This is a genomic window from Candidatus Atribacteria bacterium (assembly GCA_011056645.1).
GTDB classification, from domain to species: Bacteria; Atribacterota; Phoenicimicrobiia; order Phoenicimicrobiales; family Phoenicimicrobiaceae; genus Sediminicultor; species Sediminicultor quartus.
Genome location: DSEL01000155.1, coordinates 1 through 25718, shown reverse-complemented (window position 1 = coordinate 25718; position 25718 = coordinate 1). Strand labels below are relative to the sequence as shown.

At 37.5% G+C, this 25718-nt stretch carries 27 protein-coding genes; all 27 read right to left on the bottom strand.

Translation table 11 applies throughout. From position 1 onward, the window contains the following. Positions 1-48: 48 nt before the first annotated feature. The gene (locus ENO17_06635) at positions 49-1269 is read right to left on the bottom strand and encodes a branched-chain amino acid ABC transporter substrate-binding protein (GenBank protein ID HER24707.1); all 1221 of its coding nucleotides are present in this window, start codon (positions 1267-1269) and stop codon (positions 49-51) included. Positions 1270-1418: 149 nt separating this feature from the next. Continuing rightward, positions 1419-2144: an ABC transporter ATP-binding protein gene (locus ENO17_06630; GenBank protein HER24706.1), complete on the bottom strand. Its 726-nt coding sequence runs from the start codon at positions 2142-2144 to the stop codon at positions 1419-1421. Continuing rightward, positions 2134-2883 (bottom strand): ABC transporter ATP-binding protein, encoded by a 750-nt coding sequence (locus tag ENO17_06625; GenBank protein ID HER24705.1) that lies wholly within the window; start codon positions 2881-2883, stop codon positions 2134-2136. The genes ENO17_06630 and ENO17_06625 overlap by 11 nt, the downstream gene beginning before the upstream one ends. A gap of 19 nt (positions 2884-2902) precedes the next feature. Next, complete coding sequence (locus tag ENO17_06620; protein HER24704.1) at positions 2903-3865, bottom strand: branched-chain amino acid ABC transporter permease; 963 nt, start codon at positions 3863-3865, stop codon at positions 2903-2905. Positions 3866-3901: 36 nt separating this feature from the next. Further along, the gene (locus tag ENO17_06615) at positions 3902-4765 is read right to left on the bottom strand and encodes a branched-chain amino acid ABC transporter permease (GenBank protein ID HER24703.1); all 864 of its coding nucleotides are present in this window, start codon (positions 4763-4765) and stop codon (positions 3902-3904) included. Between the two features lie 148 nt (positions 4766-4913). After that, the gene (pyrB, locus tag ENO17_06610; GenBank protein ID HER24702.1) at positions 4914-5837 is read right to left on the bottom strand and encodes an aspartate carbamoyltransferase; all 924 of its coding nucleotides are present in this window, start codon (positions 5835-5837) and stop codon (positions 4914-4916) included. 100 nt (positions 5838-5937) lie between these two features. Continuing rightward, positions 5938-6906 (bottom strand): carbamate kinase, encoded by a 969-nt coding sequence (arcC, locus tag ENO17_06605; protein HER24701.1) that lies wholly within the window; start codon positions 6904-6906, stop codon positions 5938-5940. A 96-nt stretch (positions 6907-7002) separates the two neighbouring features. Then, positions 7003-7773, bottom strand: a complete 771-nt coding sequence (locus ENO17_06600; GenBank protein HER24700.1) for an IclR family transcriptional regulator — start codon at positions 7771-7773, stop codon at positions 7003-7005. Between the two features lie 208 nt (positions 7774-7981). Further along, positions 7982-9034 (bottom strand): ABC transporter ATP-binding protein, encoded by a 1053-nt coding sequence (locus tag ENO17_06595; protein HER24699.1) that lies wholly within the window; start codon positions 9032-9034, stop codon positions 7982-7984. Between the two features lies 1 nt (position 9035). After that, the gene (locus ENO17_06590; protein HER24698.1) at positions 9036-9797 is read right to left on the bottom strand and encodes an ABC transporter permease; all 762 of its coding nucleotides are present in this window, start codon (positions 9795-9797) and stop codon (positions 9036-9038) included. Continuing rightward, positions 9794-10804 carry a nitrate ABC transporter substrate-binding protein gene (locus ENO17_06585; GenBank protein ID HER24697.1) on the bottom strand — a complete coding sequence of 337 codons (1011 nt, stop codon included), beginning with the start codon at positions 10802-10804 and terminating at the stop codon, positions 9794-9796. Before ENO17_06585 ends, ENO17_06590 begins: the two co-directional genes overlap by 4 nt. A gap of 25 nt (positions 10805-10829) precedes the next feature. Then, positions 10830-11555 carry a hypothetical protein gene (locus tag ENO17_06580; protein ID HER24696.1) on the bottom strand — a complete coding sequence of 242 codons (726 nt, stop codon included), beginning with the start codon at positions 11553-11555 and terminating at the stop codon, positions 10830-10832. Between the two features lie 22 nt (positions 11556-11577). Beyond that, positions 11578-12597: a molybdopterin-binding protein gene (locus tag ENO17_06575; GenBank protein ID HER24695.1), complete on the bottom strand. Its 1020-nt coding sequence runs from the start codon at positions 12595-12597 to the stop codon at positions 11578-11580. Positions 12598-12664: 67 nt separating this feature from the next. Next, the gene (locus ENO17_06570) at positions 12665-13003 is read right to left on the bottom strand and encodes a LysR family transcriptional regulator (protein HER24694.1); all 339 of its coding nucleotides are present in this window, start codon (positions 13001-13003) and stop codon (positions 12665-12667) included. An 80-nt stretch (positions 13004-13083) separates the two neighbouring features. Next, a complete protein-coding gene (locus ENO17_06565) occupies positions 13084-13308 on the bottom strand; it encodes a DUF3343 domain-containing protein (protein ID HER24693.1) in 225 nt (74 codons plus the stop codon). Positions 13309-13328: 20 nt separating this feature from the next. Then, positions 13329-14480, bottom strand: a complete 1152-nt coding sequence (locus ENO17_06560; GenBank protein ID HER24692.1) for an aminotransferase class V-fold PLP-dependent enzyme — start codon at positions 14478-14480, stop codon at positions 13329-13331. Between the two features lie 26 nt (positions 14481-14506). Beyond that, positions 14507-14719: a hypothetical protein gene (locus ENO17_06555; GenBank protein ID HER24691.1), complete on the bottom strand. Its 213-nt coding sequence runs from the start codon at positions 14717-14719 to the stop codon at positions 14507-14509. A 4-nt stretch (positions 14720-14723) separates the two neighbouring features. After that, positions 14724-15815, bottom strand: a complete 1092-nt coding sequence (locus tag ENO17_06550) for a YedE-related selenium metabolism membrane protein (protein HER24690.1) — start codon at positions 15813-15815, stop codon at positions 14724-14726. A gap of 4 nt (positions 15816-15819) precedes the next feature. Then, positions 15820-16608, bottom strand: coding sequence for a xanthine dehydrogenase (locus ENO17_06545; protein ID HER24689.1), 789 nt, complete (start codon positions 16606-16608; stop codon positions 15820-15822). Positions 16609-16698: 90 nt separating this feature from the next. Then, entirely contained in the window at positions 16699-17502 is an 804-nt protein-coding gene (locus ENO17_06540) for an EF2563 family selenium-dependent molybdenum hydroxylase system protein (protein ID HER24688.1), read from the bottom strand. Continuing rightward, positions 17499-18113, bottom strand: a complete 615-nt coding sequence (locus ENO17_06535) for a nucleotidyltransferase family protein (GenBank protein ID HER24687.1) — start codon at positions 18111-18113, stop codon at positions 17499-17501. The genes ENO17_06540 and ENO17_06535 overlap by 4 nt, the downstream gene beginning before the upstream one ends. Then, the gene (gene yqeC, locus ENO17_06530) at positions 18110-18919 is read right to left on the bottom strand and encodes a putative selenium-dependent hydroxylase accessory protein YqeC (GenBank protein HER24686.1); all 810 of its coding nucleotides are present in this window, start codon (positions 18917-18919) and stop codon (positions 18110-18112) included. Before yqeC ends, ENO17_06535 begins: the two co-directional genes overlap by 4 nt. A 146-nt stretch (positions 18920-19065) precedes the next feature. Further along, complete coding sequence (locus ENO17_06525) at positions 19066-20292, bottom strand: ATP-binding protein (protein HER24685.1); 1227 nt, start codon at positions 20290-20292, stop codon at positions 19066-19068. Positions 20293-20977: 685 nt separating this feature from the next. Beyond that, positions 20978-21805, bottom strand: a complete 828-nt coding sequence (locus ENO17_06520; GenBank protein HER24684.1) for a class I SAM-dependent methyltransferase — start codon at positions 21803-21805, stop codon at positions 20978-20980. 42 nt (positions 21806-21847) lie between these two features. Next, on the bottom strand, positions 21848-24202 hold the full coding sequence (locus ENO17_06515) for a xanthine dehydrogenase family protein molybdopterin-binding subunit (GenBank protein ID HER24683.1): 2355 nt from the start codon (positions 24200-24202) through the stop codon (positions 21848-21850). Further along, a complete protein-coding gene (locus ENO17_06510; GenBank protein HER24682.1) occupies positions 24144-24635 on the bottom strand; it encodes a (2Fe-2S)-binding protein in 492 nt (163 codons plus the stop codon). Before ENO17_06510 ends, ENO17_06515 begins: the two co-directional genes overlap by 59 nt. Before the next feature lie 84 nt (positions 24636-24719). Next, positions 24720-25718 (bottom strand): hypothetical protein (locus ENO17_06505; GenBank protein ID HER24681.1); only part of this gene is annotated, 999 nt, incomplete at its 5' end.

Below are 25718 nucleotides of genomic sequence, written 5' to 3'. Positions count from 1 at the left end.
CATAGGGGTTGCAAATTTATTACAACCCCTACTTTAGATGATTTTATATTATCTATCCTTCCATTCTGGTGCTGGGTATGTAGGAGTATTTTCTTTGGAAGATTCAGGGTATACAATGACATATTTGCCATTTTGAACTTGTACTACGGGATGCGGCCATTTAATATTCTGTCCTTTTTCGTTAAAAGCTACTGCCGGCCAAGTAGCAAGTTCTAAGTCAAGAGTAGATAAAGCTTCTCTAACTTTTTCGGTTTCAATTGAGTCAGCCTTTTCTATAGCTAATTGAAGTAAAGTTCCAGCAGCACTGGCACTTGATACATGATATTCGGGCATATAGTCAGGCCCGAATTTATCTTTGCAGGCTTGTACGTAATCTGCAGTAGTTCCGAATACTTTATCACTATTCTTCATACCTGGCAGCCACCATTCACCTTCAAAAGCATATTCGGCGTCTGCTCCCAATTCCGATATAAAGCTGGGAATCATCACTCCTACTGAAAAAGCATAAATTTTAGGATTAATATTCAGTTCTTTACATTGTCTAATAGCCATTAAGCTATCTGCAGTGTAGCCGGCAACACCTAAAATATCAGGATTTAAGTTTTTCACTTGAGTAAGTAAGGTAGATATATCGGTGGCACCCGCAGGGTACTTTTCAAAAAGCACCACATCGAATCCTAATTCTTTACATTTATCTCTAAATCCTTCAGCACAACTTAATGGGAACAGATCATTTGCGGCTATAATAGCTACTGTTTTCGGTTTAGGGTCTAAATTCTCTGCCATATAGGCTATAGGTACCATTAACATAGGAGCCGGGGGAAGAACTGAAAATACATATTTGTAACCTCGTTCATAAATATTAACAGCATTTGCCTCAGGGGCAATGGTAATTTTTTTATATTTTTCCCCAATGGCTGTAGTGGCAAAGGTAATAGCACTAGAGAAGGGACCAAATAGAAAATCTACTTTATTTTGAGTGATCAGCATTTCGGTTAGTTTTGCACCTCTTACCGGAGTACTTTCATCATCATAATAAACCATCTTTACTTTATAATTTTTCCCTCCGGCAGTAATTCCTCCATGACTATTGACCCAATCTTCCCATACTTCGTATCCATCCTTAACCAATCTTCCTTCATAAGCAATTTTACCGGTCAAAGAAACTGCGACTCCAATTTTTATTATATTTTCCTGAGCAGATACTATCCCGGTTAAACCAAGCAATAACATACTGATTAACATGATAATAATTATTACTTTTTTCACTTTTTTTATCCTCCGTTCTATTTAATTGGAAAATTCTGTAAACAGCTCTCAGTATCTCTATTATTTCTTGTTTTATCTCATTTATCACCTTCCTTTTTCATTTTACTTTCAAGAATCACTTTACCAGGTCTTCATGCTGTACTTAATTATTAAGCTACCCCCAAATAAGCGGCCTTTATATGTTCGTTCTTGGCTAACTTATCGGCTTTATCATGAATAGATATCGCGCCTGCTTCCAATACATATCCTCTATCTGCAATATCAAGAGCAACTTTTACGTCTTGTTCCACCAATAATATGCCAATTCCTCTTTCCTTTCTTAATTTGGCTATTATATCAATCAGATCATCTACCACTACCGGGGCTAATCCCAAAGAAAGTTCATCAATGATAAGCAGGGTAGGATGAGACATTAAGGCTCTTCCTATGGCACACATCTGTTGTTCGCCACCGGATAAATTACCGGCAAGTTTTTTCCTATATCCTTTTAGCGGCTCAAAAAGTGTATAGACAAAATCTAAGTCTTCTTTTACACTTTGATCATACTTCCTTTGAAAAGCACCCATTAAAAGATTGTCTTCTACGGTTAAGCCAAAAAACAAATGTCTTCCCTCGGGAGCAAAACCGATTCCCATTTTTATTCTTTCAGAAGATATCATTTTACTAATATTGGTTCCCGAATATAATATTTCCCCTTTGGATGAGGACACCATGCCTACGATACTCTTTAATAGAGTACTTTTTCCTGCTCCATTTGCTCCAATTACACACACTACCTCTTTTTGTTTTATTTCCAAATTTATACCCCACAGAACTTGAATACTTTCATAACCTGCATCAAGATCGGAAACTTTCAATAATATATTATCCTTCATTATTTACCTCCTTGGCATACCTCTTCCCCAAATAGGCTTCAATAACTGCTGAATTATTCACTACTTCTTGAGGGATACCTTCAACTATCTTTCTGCCGTGATGTAAAACTACAATTCTATCGGAAATGCCCATTACTGCTTTCATAATATGTTCAATATATACGATAGTTAAATTTTTTTCCTGCCTGACTTTTTTAACTAAAGTACTTGCCTCTTCAGCTTCTGTGGGATTTAAACCCGCCATAACTTCATCTAAAAATAATACTTCAGGTTCCATAGCCAAAACTCGGGCAAATTCCATTTTTTTCAAATCAGGTAAAGTAATATCACTTACCGAAGCATCCTTTTTACTCGCCAGACCTACCAAATTTATTATTTCTCTAGTTCTTTTGGATGCATTTTTCATATCAGTATTTCTCTTATCCCTTCCGTAAAGGGAGCCGACCAACACATTTTCCTCAACCGTCATTCCGATTAAAGGTTTCACTACTTGAAAGGTACGGGTCAATCCACACCGGGCTATCTGGTAAGGTTTTAAATTAGTTATATCTAAATTTTTAAAAATTACTTTACCGGCGGTTTTAGGAAAAGCACCGGTGGCAAGATTGGTAAGGGTGGTCTTCCCTGCACCGTTAGGGCCAATTAAGCCAACTATTTCTCCCTTTTTTACTTCAAAGCTGACCTCATCTACTGCTTTTAAAGCTCCAAAATGCTTACTTACAGCCTGTATTTCTAAAATTACATTATTTTCTCCCACCTTATACACTCACCTTCTTTCTTAGTCTTAATTCTCTTTTTTTTATAAGATCAGCTATAGTCCCGGTAATTCCTTTGGGCACAAAGAATACAATGATAATAATAATAATTCCCAATACAGCGAGATGATACTCAAGAAAAGTGCCCCAAACTACCTCGGATAATAGAGAAATGACAAATGCACCAATGATGGGACCTAAAACACTGCCTGCTCCTCCAATAAGCATAATAACAATAGTATTAACTGCGATCATGACATCGAAAACTTCTTCAGGACCAATAAAAGACATCCAGTAGGCGTAAAGAGCACCGGCTATGCTGGTAAATAAAGCACTTATTGCCCAGGCAACTACTTTATGATAAGTGGTATTGATCCCCATAGAATTTGCTGCTTCTTCATTTGCCTTGATACTTCGTATCCCAAAACCAAATTTTGACTTGACTACCAAATATATGGTTAAACTGGTGATGACCATTAAGGCTAACATGGCTAAATAGAAGTAATTATAGGTTACTTCCGGAGATTTATTAATAATAGGTAAAGTGGTTCCCATTGCCCCTCCGGTTATCTCGGTAGCATTTTGCACTACCGATAAAATTGCTCCACTCATACCAATAGTAGCAATAGCAAAGTAATGACCTCGAAGTCTCAGCACCGGGAGTCCAAATAAAATACTAACCAAGATTGCAGTTAGAGCGGATAAGGGTAAAACAGCCAAAAAAGACATCCCTTTACTCATACCAATAGCAGTAATATAGGCTCCTATCCCAAAAAACATGGCATTACCAAAAGGAAGATAGCCCATATAACCGGACATAAGATTCATTCCTTGAGCAATTACCGCATACATAAAGATAGTAGTAATCACCCTAACCCAATAACCTGATATAAAGCGCGGTAAAAAGAAAAATATAATTATTCCGAGTATTATTAAAAAAACATTTACTTTTTTATTATTGAACACCTGCCTACGCTCCTCTCGTTTCAAATAATTCCTAAATTATCCAAAAAACTTTTTCCCCATAAGTCCGTATGGTCTCCAGAGTAACACACTTACCATAATGACCATACCGATAGCTTCTTGCCACTCCGAACCAAGGAATACTGCCCCCGCAGTTTCTGCAATCCCCAGGAGCAATCCTCCGGCAGCTGCACCCCAGATATTTCCCAATCCACCAAGTATGGCAATAATAAATACCTTCCCCACGATGGGACCTAAAAGATGGGGAGAAAAACTATAGATACTTGCCCAAAGAGAACCGGTTAATCCTGCCAAAGCAGTTCCCAAAGCAAAATTAATTAGGTACATTTTTTCTACATCTATCCCTACCGCCTGTGCTCCTTCTTTATCCAAGGCAACTGCCTGAATTCCTTTCCCGGTTTTCGTGTTCATCATAAAAAGATAGGTCAAATAAATTAATATGGCAGCCACAAAGAAAACTAAAAACTTTATTAAGGGAATATAGGCATCGCCAAATTGAAAATTACTACCAGCGTAAGTGACACGTATAGTACGATAATCAGCAGACCACACCTTCAGGATAATATTTTCTATCACCAATCGAAAAGCAAAAGTTAAAATAAGGGTAAAAACAATTCCACCTTTAAGTAATGGTTGTAAGAGGGTGCGATATATTCCTGCTCCTATGACAAAAAGGATACCGCCAGAAATTATCATACTGATAAAAGGATCGAGGTGAAATAAATTAAAAAATTCCAGGGAAATATAAGAACCTAATATAACCATTGCTCCATAGGACAAATTAATGATTCCGCTAATACCCCACTGCAAGGAAAAACCGATGCCCATTAAGGCATATAATCCCCCCAACAGAACAGCATTTATTAACATTTGTAAGTTCATGTAAATACTTCTCCTTCACAAAATTTGTAATCTATCATATACAAATCAAATAAAAAAAACAATGATTTTATCAAAATACAATGAAAAAAAATAGTGTTCTCTAATCGAAAAATTTTCTTATCTAAATTATTACCGTCCATATTGAAGTTTATTCTTTTCCGCTTATTAAAGCCAGAAGAGCCATTCTCACATAAAGTCCATTATGTGCCTGCCGAAAATATGCTGCCCCTTCATAATCATCAACATCGATAGCAATTTCATCAACTCTCGGCAAGGGATGAAGGATAGTGATACCTTTTTTCGCTTTTTTAATCATTTTTCTATTTATTACATACACACCTTTAACTTTTTCGTATTCTTCAGGATTTTCAAATCTTTCCCTTTGTACTCTCGTCACATAAACCAGGTCGCTGTCAGATAATGCTTTTCCCACATCTTCGGTTTCTTCAATTTCCGCTCCTCTGCTCCTGAGATCTTGAGTTATTTCTGCAGGCATTTTTAAAGATTCGGGAGATACAAAGATCATTTTATTTTGGAATAAAGTCATAAAGTAACCAAGGGAATGAACGGTTCTTCCGTTTTTTAAATCACCTAAAAAAGTAATGGTCTGTCCACTCAAAATTCCTTTTTCCTTGCGAATAGTATAAAGATCTAAAAGGGCTTGGGTGGGATGCTGTCCTGCCCCGTCACCACCATTAATTACCGGGTGAATAGCATTATCGGCAGCAATCTGGGCAGAACCTTTCATAGGATGACGTATCACAATAATATCTACATAACCATCTACTGTTCTTATGGTATCAGCCAGTGTTTCTCCTTTGGCTACAGAAGAAGTGGCAGCATTTGCCATACTGACTACTCGAGCACCCAATCTGTTAATGGCTGTTTCAAAAGAAAGTAGGGTGCGAGTACTCGGTTCAAAGAATAGGCTGGCTACTACCTGGCCTTCCAAACTGTTAATCACCTCTCCGCTTTTCACTCTTTTTTCAAATCTCGCAGCAGTATTCATGATCAAATCTAATTCTTTAAGTGAAAATTGGGCAGCGTTCAAAACATCTTTTCCTTTTAACATTTTTTACTCCTTTACATTTTATATCTTTTGTCTTACCGGCAACCCCACGATACCAACCATCATAGTGCCTTGTACTCCGGGTAATATTTAGTCCATCATCTTACTTTTCTATTATCGTCCCGCTTTGTTCTTTTAAGGCTTCTAAAGCATTATCCAAAGAGGTAATAATGGCTTTCTTCCCCCCATTTTCCAAAAATCTTAGACAAGCTTTCACCTTTGGTCCCATACTTCCCGCCAGAAAATGCCCTTCATCAAAATATTGTTTAGCTTCTTTGAAAGTTATTTTACCCAAACCTTTCTCATTATCTTTGCCATAATTAATTTTCGCTTCCTCTACATCAGTAAGAATTAAAAAAATATCGGCACCGACTATTTCCGCTAATCTCTCTCCGGCAAGGTCTTTATCTATCACTGCCTCAATCCCCTGGTAATTTCCCTTTTCGTCTTCTAACACCGGGATACCTCCACCACCTGAAGCAATGACAACTACCCCTGCATTGACTAACTTTTTAATCACTTCAGCTTCCAGGTTAGATATAGGATCCGGTGAAGGGACAGTTCTTCTCCAACAACGCTCTCCGTTGGGTTTAACTTGCTTAATTATATATTGAGGGTTATTCTGTTTCATCTCTTTAGCTTCTTCGGCGGTCAAAAAATTACCCACTGGTTTGGAAGCTTTATCTCCAAAAAATTCCGGGTCATTTTTGTCTACCAGGACCTGATTGATTATGGCACAAACCGGTACATCAAGTGCCATTTTTTTCAGATGATTTATCAAGGTCTGCTGCAGCATATAACCAATTTGACCTTGGGTCATAGCCCCTACTACATCCATAGGATGAGCCGGAACAACCTCTTGAGATAGCTTTTGCTGTACCATTAAATTGCCGACTTGCGGTCCGTTTCCATGGGTGATGATTAACCGATCTTCCTGGTCGAGATTTTTGATAATTTCCGAAATATGTTTGGTGGTCTTCCTGCAATTATTGAATTGTTCCTCTGAAGATCCCTTTTCGTTTGATTGTTTTATTGCATTTCCGCCTAAGGCTATTAAAATTACTTTCGCCATTGATATTTTCTCTCCTTTTAATATATTATTTATCCTAAAATAGAAATTTTAGAGCTTAATGAAATCTTTCCAAATTTTCTAATTCCTCTATTTCTCTCAATATAAATATTTTTCCTTCTTATGTCCCAGCATTTCGGATAATTTTTGCGATGCATCAAGCAAAATGGCGGTAAGTTTTCCTATATTGTTCTTAGATATCCTCCTGGACAACCCGGTAATAGTGATACTGGCAACAACTTCTCTATTAATATTTTTAATGGGGGCTGAAATAGCTTTCGCACCTTCTTCGAGTTCTTCATCGCAAAAAGCAAATCCCTTATCTTTTATTTGCTTTAAATGGTTTTCTAATTCTTGGGGATCTGTTATGGTTTTGGAGGTATATTTATGCAGATTTTTTTTATTGATAATACTATTAATTTCTTTTGGCTGTCGATATGCCAAAAGAACCTTGGCTGAAGCAGCACAATGAAATGGCATTTTCTTTCCAATCTCAACAAAAAGATGGGTATTTGTATCAAAAGAAGGAGTTATTGAGTCTATACAAATGCCTTTGCTATTGTACCAAATAGTTAAAAAAGTAGTAAGCTTCGTTTCCCAACAAATTTCTTTTAGAATAGGTTTGGCGATTTGCCTAAAATCAAAAGAGTTATAAAATGAATTTGAATATTTAACTACTTGCAGACCTAATTTATATTTGGATGTTTCTTCTTCCTGGGTAACCAGTGAATATTTTGATAAGGTATTTAGTATTCGGTGGATGGTACTCTTGGGGAAGGATAATTGAGCGCTTAATTCAGTTATTCCTACGCTTCTTTCTATTTCGCTAAGATAATTTAAAATCTTTATAGATTTTTCAATTGAACTCATCTGATGGTTTTCCTTTCATCATTATGTTCCATTATATAGAAAACTGTTCCATACTATCATTAAAGGTAGTATATCACATAAAAACTAAAAAATCTTCTTTTTTTAAAAAAATTGATCCTTTTTTTAGTTATTCCCATTTCTTGACCAAGATATTTAAATTATTGATATCTGAAGTATTGAAAATTAATTTATTTTTCTATTCAAAAAGTTATTCACTATCAGTGATGGTCTTTAATTTTCGAAGCGTCAGGATCAACCATACTTCATCACCGGTCTTCAAATTCATACTAACAAATATCTCCTGAGGTAATTTTATCTTCAGAGAATTTCTTCCGATTCCTACGGTACAGTATACCGTAGAAGGTGATTCCCAAATTTCTATTAATCTGCCTTTGACCCTGTTTATACCAGGACCGGGAGGAATAGCATCGGAAAGATAGATATCTTCCGGTAAAATTGCTATCTTCTTTATCTTCTCTCTTTCACTGGAAACTAACAAAGAAATGTCTCCACATTTTACCTCTATTAACCCAAAACTTAACCTGTTACAGTCATCACAAGTTAAAATATTGGGTGCCCCGATAAAATCATTAACTGCCTCCGTTGGGTGAAAAAATATCTCTTGGGGAGGACCAATTTGCTCTACTCTTCCTTTATCAAGAACGGCAATTCTGTCTGCCATTTCCTCCGCCTCATAAAAATTGTGGGTAACGTAAAGGGTAGTGATTCCCAATTTTTTCTGCAAAGTTTTAAATTCGGTTCGAAGATATTTAGAAGTACGGTAATCCAAACTGTTCATCGGCTCATCAAGAAGTAGAATGCGCGGAGAATTAGCTAAAGCCCTCGCTAAGGCTACTCTCTGCTTTTCTCCCCCGCTTAATTCTTTGGGAAAACGAGACGATAAGTGTTTTATTTTCATTATTTGAAGAAATTCTTCAACTTTTAGCTTTATTTTATTAGACAGTTTTTTCTGCACTCTCAAACCATAAGCGATGTTAGCAGCCACATTTAAATGAGGAAATAAATTTAGTTCTTGGAATAAGTAACCTATTTTCCTCATGTTAGCAGGCAATCCGTCTATCGGATTACCATCAAATAACACAGATCCTTCATAATCAATTAACCCGGCTATAACATTTAATAAAGTGCTTTTTCCTGCCCCATTCGGTCCCAGTAAGACCAACAGTTCTTTATCAAATATCTCTAAATCAATATTTTTACAGATATATTTAGAAATGTTTTTAAGTTTGATAGATGACATATTATCTCCATCGATTGGTTAGCTTTTTTTCCCAGTAGGCAAAAAATTTCTCAAAAGAAAGACACATTAACCCTAAAACCATTAGACATACTATAATAATATCTATACGAATAAGACTTTCCGCCTTCATCATTAAGGCACCAATCCCGGTGGGAATGGCTACCATCTCTGCCGCTATGATTACCCGCCAGGCCATCCCTGATTCTAATTTCAGTCCGGTAAAAATATTAGGTAGAGCCAAGGGAATGACTACGGTACTTAAAATCTTTAAGTCAGAAGCACCTAACGTTCTGGCTGCAAAGATATAATTCTTATTAACTTGTTTAATCCCGGTGATGGTATTATAAAGGATAGGAAAAAAGGAGCAGATAAATATAATGGCAATCGGTAAGATCTCACCGATACCGAACCACAACATCAATAAAGGAAGCCACCCCAGGGGAGGAATAGGATAAAGTAAACTGATGATAGGATTTAATGCCTTATGGGCTAAATAGTTCCATCCCATCATAATTCCCATCAATAATCCGGTAAAAGAACCCATAAAAAAACCTATAAGAACCCGGATTAAACTGCTGAAGAAATTAGGTCCTAATACCCCGTTTGTGCTTAAATACCAAAACTCTTTTGCTACCGTAAAAAAAGAAGGAAAGAAAAATTGTCCGGGGAACAGATCAAAACGGGCAATGATCTCCCATATTCCCAGAAAGATAATAATGGGAATTATCTCCCATTTTAATTTAAATATTTTTACTTTTTTCATGGTTTTATCAAACTCAAATCTATTATTTCCTCGGCTTTAAAACTGCTTTTAATGTAACCTAATTGAACAACATAATCTATGGTTTCTTGAACTACTTCGGGATCAATGCCGGTGACATATTCCAACCTATCCATAGACTTTAATAAAACCTCGGGAGTCATCTCTGTCTGAGTAGCTATACCGGCTATTTCCACAGGGAAAAGGTTTCCCCCGGCTTCCTGCAATTGCCGAGCTACAATCTCCGCCGCTTCCCGAGGATTTTGATTAATCCAATCAGTCGCTTTTTGGGTTATTCTTACTAATTTTTCCACGACTTCAGGAGTGTCTCTTATCAATTCTTCTTTGACTACCAGAACGCTCCCCTGCATCTCCGGCCAGATTTTCTGACTTGTTAGCAGCATTTTAAAACCAAAAGCTTCAGCCATAGTAGCCCATTGTTCAGGGAGAAAGGCAGCATCTAATTGCCCTGTTTTAATAGCTAAGACCTGTTTTGGAGGGTTCATTCGCCGGATATTATTTAATATTTTTTTCTCATCTAAATTATATTTATCTATCGTTTTGTGGAGAAGCACATCTACTGCCCCGCCTTCCCTGACACATCCGATACGAATTCCTGATTCTTCTAAATCCTTAACATTTTTTATCTTCTCGGGATTAACCGCCAAACCATAACCGTACTTATGGGTCCCGGCTACTATTTTAATAGGAACTTCAGCATTAGCATAGACATTTATCGCCGGTATTAAACACATATAGGCCACCTGAATGTCGCCCCGAGCCAGGGCAGAGGCCAAAGCCATGCCGGTTACATAACTTTCATAGGAATTCAGATTTAGGCCTTCTTCCTCAAACCAGCCCTTATCCTGACTTATGTAGGCACAGGCAGCATGGTCCATAAATTCTACCGCCATACCGATAGAAAGCGCTTTTGAAGGCAAGGGCGCGCATTCACCAAAAGATGCAAAAACTAATAATCCTAATACTAATAATTTAAGTACTTTCTTCATAAATTTTCCTCTTTCCTGGTTTTCTTTAATGTCCGCAGTAACAGTATTGTTCATACCCTTTAAGGTAAGTAACTCCGGCAATAGTCACTCCATAAAATAGTATCGGCTTTCCTATTAACAATGAAGTGAGGGTGTGATTAACTACGGTAGTTCCGGTAGCCAGAATCACCTCTGCCCAGGATAATATTTCTTGGGTATGAGCAGGATCCTCTATTAATACTCCGCATCTTCTTTGCCCCAGGTTATCTGGATCTAAATCTACTACTCTGATTTCAAATTGAGCTGCTAAAGCCTCCACCATAGCTGGCTGCATTCCGATAAAAGCGATACGAGGATTGCCAAATCGCTCTTTGATATAATCTGCCAGGTGAGCAGCGCACTCTCCCGGTTCTTTATCTTTGCAGTGAACTGTTTTACAAATATAATTTAGGTATCGCAACACCGCATTTACAGTAGAAATAAAAACCGCCCTATTAAAATTATTATCCAGAGGCAGATTTAAAATTTCCTGTAAACTACCGCTATAATTTCCCGGCATATCCGTAAAAGCCTGCCCTAAACTCCCTTTAAACCCTGCTTGAAGCATTACTTCTTTCCCTTTTAATAGAGGAAAATCATTGCGCTCTGGTTTTCCGATCACTTCTTGGGGGGTTAAAGATCGGGCACTCACTACTTCTACTTTTTGGGATAATAAGTCATCTTCTATGATTAGATTAAAAAATTTCTCTTTTATATCCTTATAAAAATCCATCTTTTTCTCTCTCCTTTTTATTTCACCAGCAGAAAAAACATTGGGGATAGCGACAAACTGCACAATTTAAACAAAATCCTCCTTCTCCCATCTTTATAAAATCCTCTTTGGTGAAAATCTCTCCCACAAATATTCTTGGTAGTACTACGTCTAAAATGGTAGTTCTATAATACATGGCACAACCGGGAACTCCTAATAAGACAGTCTCACCCAGATAAGCCATCATAAACATATTTCCCGGTTGAACCGGCGCACCATAAGTTACTATTTTTGCTCCACTCTCTCTTATCGCCCCAGGGGTAAGATCATCAGGATCTACGGACATACCTCCCGTTAGTATGATCAAATCAGCTTCTTGCTGCTTAAAATGTAAAATTTCTTTTTTTATTTCTTCTATAACATCCGGACAAAAAGTTTGACTAAGATATTGGGCTGGAAAAAATTCTAGTTTTTTTCTTATTACCGGTCCAAATTTATCCTGAATTCTTTTTTTATATATTTCATTGCCCGTAGTTATCAGAGCAGTTTTTAATTTTTTATATTTTTTAATTTCAAAGACTTTACTTTCTCCCCGGCATAAATCTTCGATTTCAATTAAATTCTCCTCCCTGGTAGTCAGAGGGATAATTCGAACACCGGCTAATTTTTGACCCCTATCCACTATAAAATTCTGAGGAAGAGATGCAATAGAAATATCTTTAATAGAGTTTATCCGGTATAAAAGTTCAAAATTAATTTTAAATACACCTTTCTCTTTTGATTTTAAAACAGACTTTCCTTCTTTCGGTTCATCATAATCTACATTTTCTCCTGCTACTGCCCGGGCTATACGAAGCGCCGCTTCATCTTCGTGAATTTCACCAGCTTTCGGTTCCCATATATATATCTGTTCTTTCCCTAACTTCAATAGTTTTTCTACATCTTCTTTCTGGATAATATGACCTTTTTTAAAAGCCCTTCCTTTAAATCCCCCAGGGATAATTCGGGTAATATCGTGACATAATATCATTCCTACTGCTTTTTCTACCGGAATCTTTTTCATTATATTTGAAATAACACCCCCATCTAATTGTTATACTTTTATTTGTATAACGTAAAACAAAAAAAGACTATTCTTTTTCTTGAAATATTTTCTTATAAAGTGAATTCAAATTCTGGTCCGCTTTCTCCCGAAATAGCTTAAACTTCATTATCAATTCTCTTGCTTCCTCGGTAATCTCTGACCCTCCTCCTCTTTCCCCTCCGACTTTTCTTTTTAAAAGATTAAATCCTAATCTTCTTTCTAAATCTCTCATTAGATTCCAGGCTTGGGAATAAGACATGTTTATTCCCTCTGCCGCCTGTCTTAGGGAACCGGTTGTTTCTATCCGATGAAGGATATCCAAGGGACCATTGCCAAAGGCTTTTTCTCCATTATTTTCTAGCCACAGTTTATATCTTAATTTCAATTTCATCACTTCCTGTAAACATTTACTCTCGTCTCACTATATCTTGTTTTGGTAAATTTATTTATTTGATTCGAAAAGTATTATATTTTATAAATATTTTCATATTCAACTTTCTCATCTTGTAAAATTTTTTCTATTTTCGCTTTATCTTCATCATTAAAACGTAAACAAACACCACAGTCTGAGCTTAAGTGCCGGGGGATAGGAATAAGATTTATTTTTAAATTTTCTTTTTCAGTTAAACTTTCCGCTCTTATTGCTGCACTGGTAGAAAAAAATATGACTACGCTAAAATTTTCTTTCATGAACAGTAATCCTTTCCGAGTTATTTCTCTTTAGCAATATTTTTTACCGCCATAATGACCTGGTCTACTTCTTTAAAAGTATTAAACCAACTCATGCTAAAACGAACCGTTCCCGTAGGAAAAGTACCAATAGTTTTATGAGTAACCGGGGAACAATGCAAGCCAACCCGGCACATAATATTATATTCTTCGTTAAGCTTTAATCCCACTTCTGAAGGCAATTGGTCCTTAACATTAAAAGAAATAACCGCTATCCGATCTTTTCCCTGTCCTTCTCCATAAATTATTACTCCCGGTATTTCTTTTAATCCGGTAACTAATTTCTGATGTAAACGAAGTTCATGTTGACGAATTTTATCAATCCCTTCTTTCAGGACAAATCGAACACCCTCATTTAATCCGGCCAAGCCTACTGTATTGGGAGTTCCACTTTCATAGATATCCGGTAGGAAATTTGGCTGCTCTTCTGACTCTGAACGGCTGCCTGTCCCCCCGGTCTTTAAGGGACTTAATTTTTTAACATTCACTCTTTCTCCGATTACCAACCCTCCTGTACCTTGTGGTCCAAAAAGAGCTTTGTGGCCGGTAAAAGCCAAAAGGTCAATATTATCTTTTTTAAAATCTAAAGGATAACAGCCTGCAGTTTGAGCTGTATCTACTAAAAAAAGAATATCGTGTCTTTTGGCGATCTCTCCCACAACAGTAATAGGTAGTAGACTACCTATTACATTAGAGCCGTGATTTAAGACGATTAATCTGGTATTTTTTTTAATCGATTTTTCTATATCTTGGGGTTCAAGAAAACCTTTAGGCGAAAAAGAAACTAATTCAACCTCTATCCCTTCTTTCTCCAATTCTCGAAGAGGCCGCATAACTGAATTATGTTCCAAGCTGCTGGTAATTACCTGGTCTCCAGGCCTTAGCAGCCCCTTCAAAGCAAGATTTAAAGCCTCGGTGACATTCAAAGTAAATATAATTCGCAAAGGATCATCGACATTAAATAATTCCGCTAAACTCTCTCTGACCCGATAAATAATACGCCCAGCCTCTATAGAAAGCCGATGACCGGAACGCCCGGGGCTGGCACCGACTTTTTCCAAAAAATGAAGCATCGCCTCGCTTACCTCTTTAGGTTTGGGATAAGAGGTAGCTGCATTATCGAAATAAATCATAATTTTCCCTTTCAAACTCATTTTTTCTATTTGGAAATGGTAAGTAAATATTCTCCACCCTCTTCCTTTGCTTCTACTTTCCAGTCTGCATTTTCAGCCATCCGAGTAATATTATCTTTAGCCGTTCCGGTATCTATTAAAACCTCTAAAATTCCTTTTTTTATCTCCAACAGTTTGTTTCTAACCGTTACTACCGGAAGCGGACAGGAAAATCCCCGGACATCGATTTTCTCACTCATAAGCTTATGCCTCTTTTTTCTTTTTTACTAAATCACTCATACTAATTCCAATGATAAGACAGATAATTAATCCGGTAATAACTGAAGCAGGTCCCCAAAGACCCGGTCCTTCCGAGGAGCTAGCTATAGCAAAATTATGAGCAAAGCCTGCTCCCGCAATCATCCCCAGAACAAATACAGCGGCATCGGCATCGCCCTCCCCGGAAAGGAAGAGTTGGCGGCCGGGACAACCTCCGGCTAAGGTAAAAGACAATCCAGCTAAAACCATGCCTCCAAAATTCCATAATTGGTTAGTATGGGCAATGGGTTGATCCTGGAAACCGGGATGGAATTGTTTTAATATCAGATTACTTATCAAAGCAGCCAATAACAGACTCACCACTCCTGTAAAAAGGTAAGTATCTTTAATAAGGATCACATCTCGAACGGCTGCCACGGTACAAAACCTGGTTCTTTGGGCAAAAAATCCAATTAACATTGCGATGACCAATGCTATCAATATAGGAGCATGCTGAGCTCCAGCTCCCCCCCTACTAAAGAAAACCGCCCCTGAAGGCAATTGAGGCCGAAAAATAAGAAGTAGAAAAAGCCCTACCATGATAAGCGGCATAATCCAACCGACTAAAGGATAAACTTCTTGGTTTCGGCCTAAATTATAACCTGATTTAATAAAAAATATTCCTATCCAAATCCCTACTACTAATCCCGCCAATCCAAAAAGGGCATTGCCATCGCCACCGGCCAATCGTAACAAAGTGCGCCAGGGACAACCCAAAAAGACTAAGGCGCCGATCATCGCCAAAAAACCTAAGACAAAACGGATAAGGGGGGACGAACCAGCCCGGGGTTTAAACTCCTTAAATATGAGGGCTGCTATTAAAGAACCTAAAACAAAACCGATGATTTCAGGGCGAATATATTGCACTGCTGCTGCCCGATGAAAACCTAAAGCGCCGGCAATATCCCGCAACATACAGGCTACACAAATCCCCATATTAGCCGGATTCCCTAATTTTTGTAAAAAGGCTGCGGAAATACCAATAAAGATTCCGGTAAAAATGATATTCTTTCGAGAACAAAAAAATTTTTTTAACATAACTTTATATATTTCCCTTCTTACTTCTTTTGTATTGAATAATTTGGGCAATGATACTGACTGCAATCTCATCGGGAGTCTGGGCTCCAATATCAATCCCGATGGGGGCATGAACTTGGTTCAGCGCTTCTTGGGATATTCCCTTTTTTATTAAATGTTGAAAGATAGTGGCATTCTTTTTCCGACTTCCGATCATCCCTATATAGGCAGCACCTGACCCAATCACTGATGTCAAGACTTCTTCATCTTTCAAATGCCCTCGGGTTAATATAATAATATAGGTAGAAGGGGTAATATTAAGATGGGTTAGAGCTTCTTCTATTTCTTCAGCTATTACTTCATCGGCTTCCGGAAATCTATCTTGATTGGCAAATTCTTTTCGATCATCAACAATAATTACTTTAAATCCCGCCATTTTGGCCAATTTAGAGACACAGACAGCAATATGGCCTGCCCCGAAAATCAATACTTCTTCTTTGGGTTGCAGGATATCTATAAAAACTTTCATCTCACCACCACAAATAGCTCCTTCATCCAAGGCAGACTGTTCTTTGGTTAAATGGTAAGTTAAAAGCTTTCCCTTGCCTTCCTTTAGTGCCTGTTTTACTTCCTCGATTACTTTACTTTCGGTTATTCCGCCTCCGATACTTCCGGCTATCAAGCCATCCTTGCTCACTATCATCTTCGCTCCCAATTCTCTTGGAGTAGAACCATCAGTTTCCACCACAGTAACTAAAGCAACTGTTTCACCTTTATCAATTCTTCTAATCGCTTCTTTTAAGATCTCTGACATCTACTCTCCCCTCCTTTTACAAAATTACCTCTATCACCTAATCGTTATTCTAATATAAATATAACGGAATGTAAAAAAATTTTTCCTTAGCTATTTTTTATTTAAATAAGCGCAGATTGCCTCTAAAACTGCTCCTCCCAACGAACGAGCTTTATCGGAAACGGTAAAGCAGTAATCTCTAATTCCTCTCGGGTCAATGTCGCCAACCTTCATCCCCTTGGTAACCTTACTTTGAGAATGAATTAATCCCCTCAGAACACCAGATATTTCTGCTTTTAAAGGAACTCCCTCCACTTCTGCAATGATCTCACCTGACTTAATTAAATCTCCTATTTGATGCAATGGTACAATTTTACCTTCAACCGGAGCTCGCAGTAATCTTCTGTTAGATTCTCCCCCTACTTCTCCGGGCACACCGGTATCCGGTATAGCCTGCCCTTGATAGTAAACTCTCCCCAGGTAATGCCCTCGCTTGGTTTCTATGACTACATCAACATCCTCCTCTGCGGTAAATCCCGGACCTAATCCGATGACCAGAGGAGCTTGATCTTTCCTGGTTCCTAAATTACGTTTGGCCAAAATAGCATCCACTAAAACAGTAGGGAAAAGTTTTTTAATACAACTTCCTTTCGGATCTATTAAAACCGGGATCTTTCCCTGCTTAATAGCATCTTTCGCTTTTTCCCAGGAAGGAATTAAAACAGCTTCTATCTCTTCTACCATAGCCTTACCCTCATAAACTGCCCGAGCAAAAGAAACGGGAAGACGGATGACGGTAGGACGTTCTATTTCTAAAATCATTACCGGAAATCCAGCTCGAAAAAGCCTTACAGCCACCCCGGTGGCCAGATCTCCTCCGCCGCGAATAACTATCAATATATTATCCAAATTCAATTTTCCCTTCTATTATCTAATAATTTTAAATACCTCTGGGCTTTTAAATAATCTTCTTCTTGATCAATATCAAATAAAATTGTTTCATCTGGAATATTTACTCTTTTTACCTTTTCGGGATGGGCTTTAATTAACACTCTCCCTCCTACATCACCAGTTACCGCCATTAATTCATCTTTCCAGTAAATATCAAAAAGAACCGGATTACCTCGCTTATCCTTAAAATAAGGTACCACTATTTCTGCTTTGCCCGGAGAAAAAGATTTTATTAATTGATTTATAACTTTAGAAGTAATTAAGGGTTGATCTCCTAAAATTAGAAAAAATCCTTCTACTTCCTGAATGTCTATTTTTAGCAAAGCCTTCTTAATTGAAGTACTCATTCCTTTACGAAAATCAGGATTAAGCACAATTTCAGCTCCCCAGCTTTCACCTATCTTGATCATCTCTTTATCTTCCGGGCGGAGCACCAAAAAATATTTATCTAAAGGAGCTAATTTTGCTGCTTGCAACACCCATTCTATCAGTTGCTTATCACCTAAGGGAAGAGTTAGTTTTACTTTGCCCATCCTTTTACCTTCACCTGCCGCTAAAATGATTCCGTAGATCATGGCGTTTTTTCCTCTCTGATCACTTCAGCTACCACTTCCTTCTGATTCGCTGCTCCAATGATTATATTACTTATTTTTCGATGACAGATTTTTAAAACCTGGAAAGTCAATTCTTCTGCCTTTTTTAGATCTTTAGAGTTTTCTACTTTATTAATAAAAAGATGGCGGCGGCAACCCGGAGGGGTTCCTTTAAATAAACCTTCGGGATGGCAGATTAAAAGAGATAAAGCTTCCATCCCAATCCTTTCTCCCAATTTTACTCCGGTCAGCTGAGAGAAAATTTCAGAACGAAAAACACTTTCTTCCCTCAAAGAAAGACCCAGGGCATCAAGACCAATCACTCCGATTAAATCTGTAGTCGATAAAGGAATGACCGGTTCGTGAGACGCCGGGGCTTTTACCGGTCTCCCCGCTGCCCCATCAGCTTCTACCAAGAAATAATCGGCCAACTTATCCTTCCACCCTTTATCCAACCAGTCAGGGGGCGGACCGGATACTTTTTCCTCTCCATTATCCTCGATCTTCTCTCCAATAACTACCAATTTACCGTTTTTACTTTTCATAGAAAAGTATTGTTTAACCAATTTCCGAATGGACTCTTCGTCGTGGCCTTCAACTAATTTGCCCTTTTTTATAAAAGGAGCCAACTGCCAGGTAAACATCTTAGTAGTAGCAGTTAGGATCATCCGCTTATTTTTAAGAAGCAGCTCTTCGGCTAATCGATTAAAAAGGGTGCTCTTCCCTCCGGCTCCTACTAAAGATATAAAGGCCTTTTCTTTTAGATCTAACGCCTCACTGATTAACATTTTATTCAATCCTTATTTAATTATGATAGTAATTTAACTTTTTAAACAAAGGTTTTTAAGGGATACATAGTTTATTTTTTAAAGTAATCTTTTTTTAAAGCTCTGATTATTTTCTCCGAACCGATTCTCACCTGCACAACCAAACATCACGGCAAAAAGGATAACCACCTGGGAGCAGATATAATTAAACTCTTATTTTTTTGATTGGTTACCATTCTTCCAACATGTGGTTTATTTACCAACTGAATTGCAGGTATATTGAGCGTATTCTGAAATTTAATCAAGCTATTGGAGATATTTTCATCTGATAATTTACATTCAATCAGCAATATAGGATAATGATCTTTACAAATAAGAAAATCAACTTCTTCTTTTTCTTTATTGCGAATATAATGCAGGGAAAAATATCCTAATCCCAAATCGTTCCAATTAAAAATTGCCCTGTATAACTCTAAGCCAATCATATTCTCAAAACGTATACTTCGATCATTTATTTGTGCATAGTCAAAAAGATAAACCTTTTTTTCCTTTTTAATTGCCCGGGAAATTTTATGTGTCCATGGTGATATTCGAAATATCAAATAATGGATCTCAAATACTTCGAGCCAGGTTTTGACACTGTCCACAGATACTTGGACATCTGAATTTAATGAACTTAAAGAAAGAGGATTACCTACCTTTAGCGGTAAGAGGGAATACAAAATTTCCAGGGAATCAAACTTTTTGATTTGAGTTAAATCTCGAATATCTTCCCGAATTAACTGGTGCTGATAATTGTTTGACCATAATCGGTAAAAATCCTTTTCCCCTTTCAAAAACGGTTCAGGGAATCCACTAAGTTCAAAAAGATCATCCCACAGACCATAGTCCGTTTGATTATCCTCTTGAAAATGAAAGGGATTGCTTATGAAATCCGTTATCGAGTTTTGTTTATTTATCAATTCTGAATAGGTAAAAGGCAATAGATGAAATTTCATATATCTGCCAGCCAGGGAATCTCCACCTTCTTGATACAAATCTAATCTACCGCTACCGGTGACAAGAATCTTATATTCTTCAGCAAATCTGTCATAAACTCCCTTGAGGTAATTCTTCCAATTGCTGTATTTATGAATTTCATCAAAAATAACCAAAGGAATCGATTCATCCATCCGGTCGACTTTCTCAAAGAAGTAAGGATCCCGTATCAATGTTCTCTTGCTAGGAATATCATCCCAATTAAAGTAAACTTGATTTTTAAAATCTCTGGCAATTATCTTTGCAAAGGTCGTTTTTCCGCTTTGCCTGGGACCGGACAAAAATACCATATTTTTATAAGATGATAGCTTTTGCCATATTTTCTGATAAAGTATTCTCTCTTTCATAGCACCCATAATACTAATTAATTCGAAAAAAGTCAAGACTATTTTAGATAAGACTTGAAAAAAGTCACTTTCAACAATAAAATCTCGACTTCTCTCTCTTAAGGTTCATTCTTAAAGACGCTAATATATCTATTCATCATACCCCACGCTCCTTGAGGATTTTCTTCTTTAGGACTCCTGGGGAAGATCAAGAAGAGGGCAGGAGCTTAAAGTTTATGATTTTAACTAATTTATAGCAAGAGAAAAGCCTTATAATATAAGGATTTTAGAGTCAGAATGCGAGATATCGCTTTTGGCGCATTATTTTAAGTCGAGCTATGGTTTTACCCCTCAAAAATGGCTTTTTTTAGCTAAATTTTCACCCCTCCAAAAATTGAAAGTGGCTCTTTACAATGGTTTTGTGATTTTGGGGAGCTAAAAATTGACTAAAAACAGGGGGTCGTAATTACCGAAGCTTTTAGAAGCCCTCGCCTCCCAAATAGAATTTGTTCCTTTTAAGTTTTTTTGTATCCAAAGAAAGGTGTTTCAAATCTCTTTCCATTTGTAAGTAGGCTTGATTGATTCTTTTTTGAAATTGAAGAGATAATTTTTTATAGTTCTGCTTAAACCTTGGTAACCGGATAAATTTATTTATTGAGCTAGTACAACGGTTCTCTGTTTTATGCTCGAAAGATCTAACAATAAACTGATACTTTCATTTAATATCTCCGATTTGAAATACTAATATGCGATGTGCTTTTCGTGCCATCGGAAATAAACTCATTAATTTAAATAGAATTCTGTAACCGATATCCAATTTGTTGATCTCATCAGATTGCGTGAAATACCATTCCTCTTTGAGATATATTTTATTGCCCCATGATTCGATATCCTTTGCGTTATCAATTCCCCAACGAATAACTGCACCCGTTTTTTTAATTGAGGGATGGTTTTTTATGCTTTTTGCTGTAAGCGCACTATAACTATCAAAAATAATAGTATTAATGGAAAATTTATTTTGGAAACTTTGAAATAATAATTTTACCTCCTCTTCTTTCAGGTACATGAATAAACCTTCTGCCAGAATGATTACCCATTTATTTTTAGCATTTATGCTGTCTAACCAATTCAATTCCATAACCGGTGATGAAATAAAATGATATCTTTCTGTCTCCTGATAAAAATGCTTCCGTAATTCGATTACTTCCGGAAAATCCAAGTCATACCATTCAACTGCATTATTATCAACCCGCTTAAATCGGTTATCAAGACCACATCCTAAATGAATAACAATACTATCAGGTTCAGCCATTAAGAAATTATTAACATAATTATCAAATTGTTTTACTCTCAGACAGATTGTAACATAGGTTTGTTTGGGAATTTGTAATTGTTCATAATCATATTCAATACTATTGACCATTTCGATTGCTTTTTCATCTTTGATAATCGGCGAATCTTTTTGGCTTTCTAGATACTTGCAATAAAGCGGTATCAATAGAGTCTCTTTTTCATTCCGAAGCTTTACTTTTTCTTTATCCATGACTACCTCTTTGCTAAAACAGGTGACGGTTCTCTGTTTTTCCTATTTCCTAAAATAATCACTCTTTAAAGCCCTTATTATTTTCTCCGGAGTTGCCGGTAAACTCTTAATTCTCACACCAACTGCATCATAAATAGCATTCAAGATAGCCGGAGCAATTATACTGCAGGAAGGCTCACCGATTCCTTTAGCTCCGTAAGGACCTAATCCTCCGCCTGATTCTACCAGAATCGCCTTTACATCAGGCACATCAGCCGCTGTAGGAATAATATACTCAGCAAAAGAGGGGGTCATGGTCATTCCCTTTTCCATAATAACCTCTTCGGTCAGGGCATAGCCCATTCCATAGATAGAACCACCCTCCATCTGGCCTTCTACACTTAAAGGATTAATAGCTTTTCCCACATCATAACAGGTTACAAGTTTTAAGATTTCAACCTGCCCGGTTTCCGTATCCACAGCTATTTCTACTGCCTGGGCTCCGAAAGTAAAATCAGGAAAGGTCATCCCTCTTATATTAGATAAGTCAGGCACCATGGTAGAGGGGGCATTAAATTGGGCTTCACAAAACAACTCTATTCCATCCGCATTGCAAACCTGTATCACTTTTACTAAAGGAACATATTGCGAGGGATCATAGTTAACTATAACTTTTTCATTAATAAGATCTAATTTATCTTGATTAACATTTAATATTTCCGCAGCTTTATTCAAAATTCTGTTTCTTATTTCTCGGGCAGCTTTAAGAGTTGCATTCCCGGACATATAGGTCTGTCGAGTAGCAGTGGTGGTTCCGGCAAGAGGGGTCAATGCGGTATCGCTATGGTAAATCTTTACCCGGGACGTAGGCACTCCCAGTTCTTCAGCAACAATCTGACAGAGTAAAGAAATCTGCCCCCCTCCTAAATCAGGTATCCCGGATCTAATCAATATACTCCCGTCTGACTCCAACCTTACGTAGCAGCGGGAAGAGTCATGAAGAAAGGTCATCCGGCCATAGCTCATCAACCCAATTGCTAATCCTCGTCCTATTTTTCTGCCTTCATCTTTTTTACATTCAGTAGACTCTCCCAGAGCTTTCCAGGCTTTTTCGGCAACTTCCGGAAGAGCAACATAGGTCTTGAAGACCTGACCGGTTGTCGCCAAAGCTTTTCCGGTAGTAAGGCAATTTCTACGCCTGATTTCCAGAGGGTCTATATTCAGTTTATGAGATAATTCATCCATAATGCTTTCATAAGCAAAATTAGGTTGGGGGGCTCCAAATCCTCTGTTAGCACTGGTAAAAGTATTGTTAGTTAATACACAATGAGCTCTGACTTTCACATTGGGAATACAATAAGGACCGGCTGCATTAACCGTTGCGTATAAAGTGACCCAGGGACTTAAGTAAGGATAGGCGCCGGCATCAGATATTAAGTCCGCATCTAAAGCGATAAGCTTACCATCTTTTTTCGCGCCAACTTTATACTTCATCACTAAAGGATGTCTTTTGCTATGGCACAAGATAGATTCTTCGCGGGTATAAACTAATCTTACCGGTTTCTTAGTCTTCCAGGTAAGCAGAGCCAAATAAGTTTCCACGGTAATATCTTCTTTACCGCCAAAACCTCCGCCCATCATAGTCCCTATATATCGGACTTTATTATGGGGCAAACCCAATACATCAGCTACATCTCTAAAGTGCTCTATTACTTGGGTACTTACCCGGATTATAAGTATTCCATAATCATCTATCCAGGAAATGCCCGCTTCTGGTTCTAAATAAGCATGGTCAACAAAAGGCACCTTATAGGTATCTTCAATTATTACATCTGCCTGGGCAAAACCTTTTTCCAGGTCACCTTGCTGGCAGCCAAATTCGCCTATGATATTGGACTTGCTTTCTCCCACCAGATAAGCACCCGGCTTTATGGCCTCTAAAGGATCAAAAACCCCGGTGAGGGGTTCATACTTTACCTCAATTAGATCCAAGGCTTCCTCGGCAATTTCCTCTGTCTCGGCAGCAACCAGAGCAACTGCTTCTCCCATAAATCTGACTTTTTTCTCGGCTAAAACCCGGTATAAACCTTCAAATCCTTTACCAACTTCCGTGCTCTGACCAAACTTGGTTACTGTTTCATTGTGAGGAACATCTTTAGCGGTTAAAACAGCTCTTACGCCATCTAATTGCTCTGCTTTACCAGTATCTATAGAAATAATTTTAGCTGCCGGATATTTGCTGCGAAGAACTTTGGCAAATAACATTCCGGGCATAGTAAAATCGTCAGCGTATTTAAGGTCTCCGGTTACTTTTGACCAGGCATCATGCCGGGGTATGGGTTTACCAACTATCTTAAATTCAGACATCGATATCACCTCCCAATTTATGATTCTCTCCCGCCACATCGTAAATGGCATCAACAATCTTCTTATATCCGGTACATCTGCATAGATTTCCAGATATTGCTTTTTTAATTTCCTCTCTATTGGGAAGTGGATTTTTATCCAAATAATCTTTAGCAGTAAGAATCATTCCCGGGGTACAAAAACCACATTGTATGGCCCCGTGATTAACAAAACTTTCCTGTAATTTTCTCCCTAATTCTAATTTTTCCATACCTTTCACGGTCCATACTTCTTTGTGGTCAGCCCGGAGAGCTAAGGTAATACAGGATTTAATAGCTTTTTTATCCAGAATAACCGTACAAGTACCGCATTCTCCTTTTTCACAGCCGCATTTTACTTCACTAAAACCATGTCTGCGTAAAAATTTTAACAGAGATTCTTCAGCCTTGGCGGTTCCAATTATTTTTTCATCGTTTACGGTTAGTTCTATTCTATATTCTTCCATTTAAAGCCTCCTTTTTGATAAGTAATAAATTAAGTAATGAGTAAAAAATAATAAATAATAAATAAATGAATAATATCTAATTATTTAATGAGTCAATTTTTCAAGTGCTCGCTTGAAAAGGATTCCGGAAATATATCGACGATATTCAGCAGATGCTCGTATATCGCTAATGGGATTGACTTCTTCTCTTATTTTGCTTACGGCTTCTTCCACTAATTTACTACTTATTTCTTTATTTTCTAAAAATTTTTCCACCACAGTCAGCCTAATTGGCCTGGGGGCTACAGAGCCCATAGCAATACGAATCTGAATAATTTTGTTTTGTTTCATTGCTAAGTTCAAGGCTAAACTAGCTATGGCAATAGCCATAGCCTTTCTTTGCCCCAGCTTAACAAAATATCCATTTTTATTTATGTCACTCTGCTCAAATTCAATTCCTACCATCATCTCATCATCCTGCAAAACTGTCTTGCCCGGTCCAAGGAAAAATTCTTTTAGCTTGACTTCCCTCTTCTGTTCAATACTTTCTATTTTAATAAGGGCATCAAGGGCAAGGAGAGGCACTGCCATATCTGCTGCCGGTGAAGCAGTAACTAAATTTCCTCCGATAGTGGCATTATTTCTTACCAGAGGGTCAGCAAATTGTTCGGCAGATTGAATTAATACTTTACTTTCTTTTAGTATAAGCTCTGAATGAGTTAATTCGGCAATAGTGGTCAAAGGTTTTATGCAGATTTTGTTTTGTTTATTTTCTATGCCTCTTAATTCCTTAAGGGTAGAAAGGTCTATTAAAATTTTTGGACTTAACTTTTTCATTTTAATATCAGGCAGAACATTGGTACTGCCAGCTACTATACAAGCATTTACTCCCTCTTTGTATAAAATTTCTAGTGCTTCTTCTTTGGTTTCTGTGGGCAATCCATACATGACGTTAGCCCAAACCTTAACACCTAAACTCTGGCAGGTTTTAACGGCTTCAACATTTATTTCAACTGTTGTGTCCTTGTTCATGAAATCCAACAAGCGCTGATTGAAGCTTTCCAGACCAATAACCATCATCCAGCAGCCCGCATCATGCAGTCT

Bases quoted from the DNA above. Each gene is read 5' to 3' on its own strand.
- ENO17_06510 (HER24682.1), bottom strand. From the start codon at position 24,635: ATGGAAGAATATAGAATAGAACTAACCGTAAACGATGAAAAAATAATT.
- arcC (HER24701.1), bottom strand. From the start codon at position 6,906: ATGGCGAAAGTAATTTTAATAGCCTTAGGCGGAAATGCAATAAAACAA.
- ENO17_06585 (HER24697.1), bottom strand. From the start codon at position 10,804: ATGAAGAAAGTACTTAAATTATTAGTATTAGGATTATTAGTTTTTGCA.
- ENO17_06600 (HER24700.1), bottom strand. From the start codon at position 7,773: ATGAGTTCAATTGAAAAATCTATAAAGATTTTAAATTATCTTAGCGAA.
- pyrB (HER24702.1), bottom strand. From the start codon at position 5,837: ATGTTAAAAGGAAAAGATGTTTTGAACGCTGCCCAATTTTCACTTAAA.
- ENO17_06555 (HER24691.1), bottom strand. From the start codon at position 14,719: ATGAGTGAGAAAATCGATGTCCGGGGATTTTCCTGTCCGCTTCCGGTA.
- ENO17_06580 (HER24696.1), bottom strand. From the start codon at position 11,555: ATGGATTTTTATAAGGATATAAAAGAGAAATTTTTTAATCTAATCATA.
- ENO17_06590 (HER24698.1), bottom strand. From the start codon at position 9,797: ATGAAAAAAGTAAAAATATTTAAATTAAAATGGGAGATAATTCCCATT.
- ENO17_06595 (HER24699.1), bottom strand. From the start codon at position 9,034: ATGTCATCTATCAAACTTAAAAACATTTCTAAATATATCTGTAAAAAT.
- ENO17_06630 (HER24706.1), bottom strand. From the start codon at position 2,144: ATGAAGGATAATATATTATTGAAAGTTTCCGATCTTGATGCAGGTTAT.
- ENO17_06515 (HER24683.1), bottom strand. From the start codon at position 24,202: ATGCCATTTACGATGTGGCGGGAGAGAATCATAAATTGGGAGGTGATA.
- ENO17_06520 (HER24684.1), bottom strand. From the start codon at position 21,805: ATGGATAAAGAAAAAGTAAAGCTTCGGAATGAAAAAGAGACTCTATTG.
- ENO17_06565 (HER24693.1), bottom strand. From the start codon at position 13,308: ATGAAAGAAAATTTTAGCGTAGTCATATTTTTTTCTACCAGTGCAGCA.
- ENO17_06615 (HER24703.1), bottom strand. From the start codon at position 4,765: ATGAACTTACAAATGTTAATAAATGCTGTTCTGTTGGGGGGATTATAT.
- ENO17_06545 (HER24689.1), bottom strand. From the start codon at position 16,608: ATGTCAGAGATCTTAAAAGAAGCGATTAGAAGAATTGATAAAGGTGAA.
- ENO17_06535 (HER24687.1), bottom strand. From the start codon at position 18,113: ATGATCTACGGAATCATTTTAGCGGCAGGTGAAGGTAAAAGGATGGGC.
- ENO17_06550 (HER24690.1), bottom strand. From the start codon at position 15,815: ATGTTAAAAAAATTTTTTTGTTCTCGAAAGAATATCATTTTTACCGGA.
- ENO17_06525 (HER24685.1), bottom strand. From the start codon at position 20,292: ATGGGTGCTATGAAAGAGAGAATACTTTATCAGAAAATATGGCAAAAG.
- ENO17_06575 (HER24695.1), bottom strand. From the start codon at position 12,597: ATGAAAAAGATTCCGGTAGAAAAAGCAGTAGGAATGATATTATGTCAC.
- ENO17_06560 (HER24692.1), bottom strand. From the start codon at position 14,480: ATGATTTATTTCGATAATGCAGCTACCTCTTATCCCAAACCTAAAGAG.
- yqeC (HER24686.1), bottom strand. From the start codon at position 18,919: ATGTTAATCAGTGAGGCGTTAGATCTAAAAGAAAAGGCCTTTATATCT.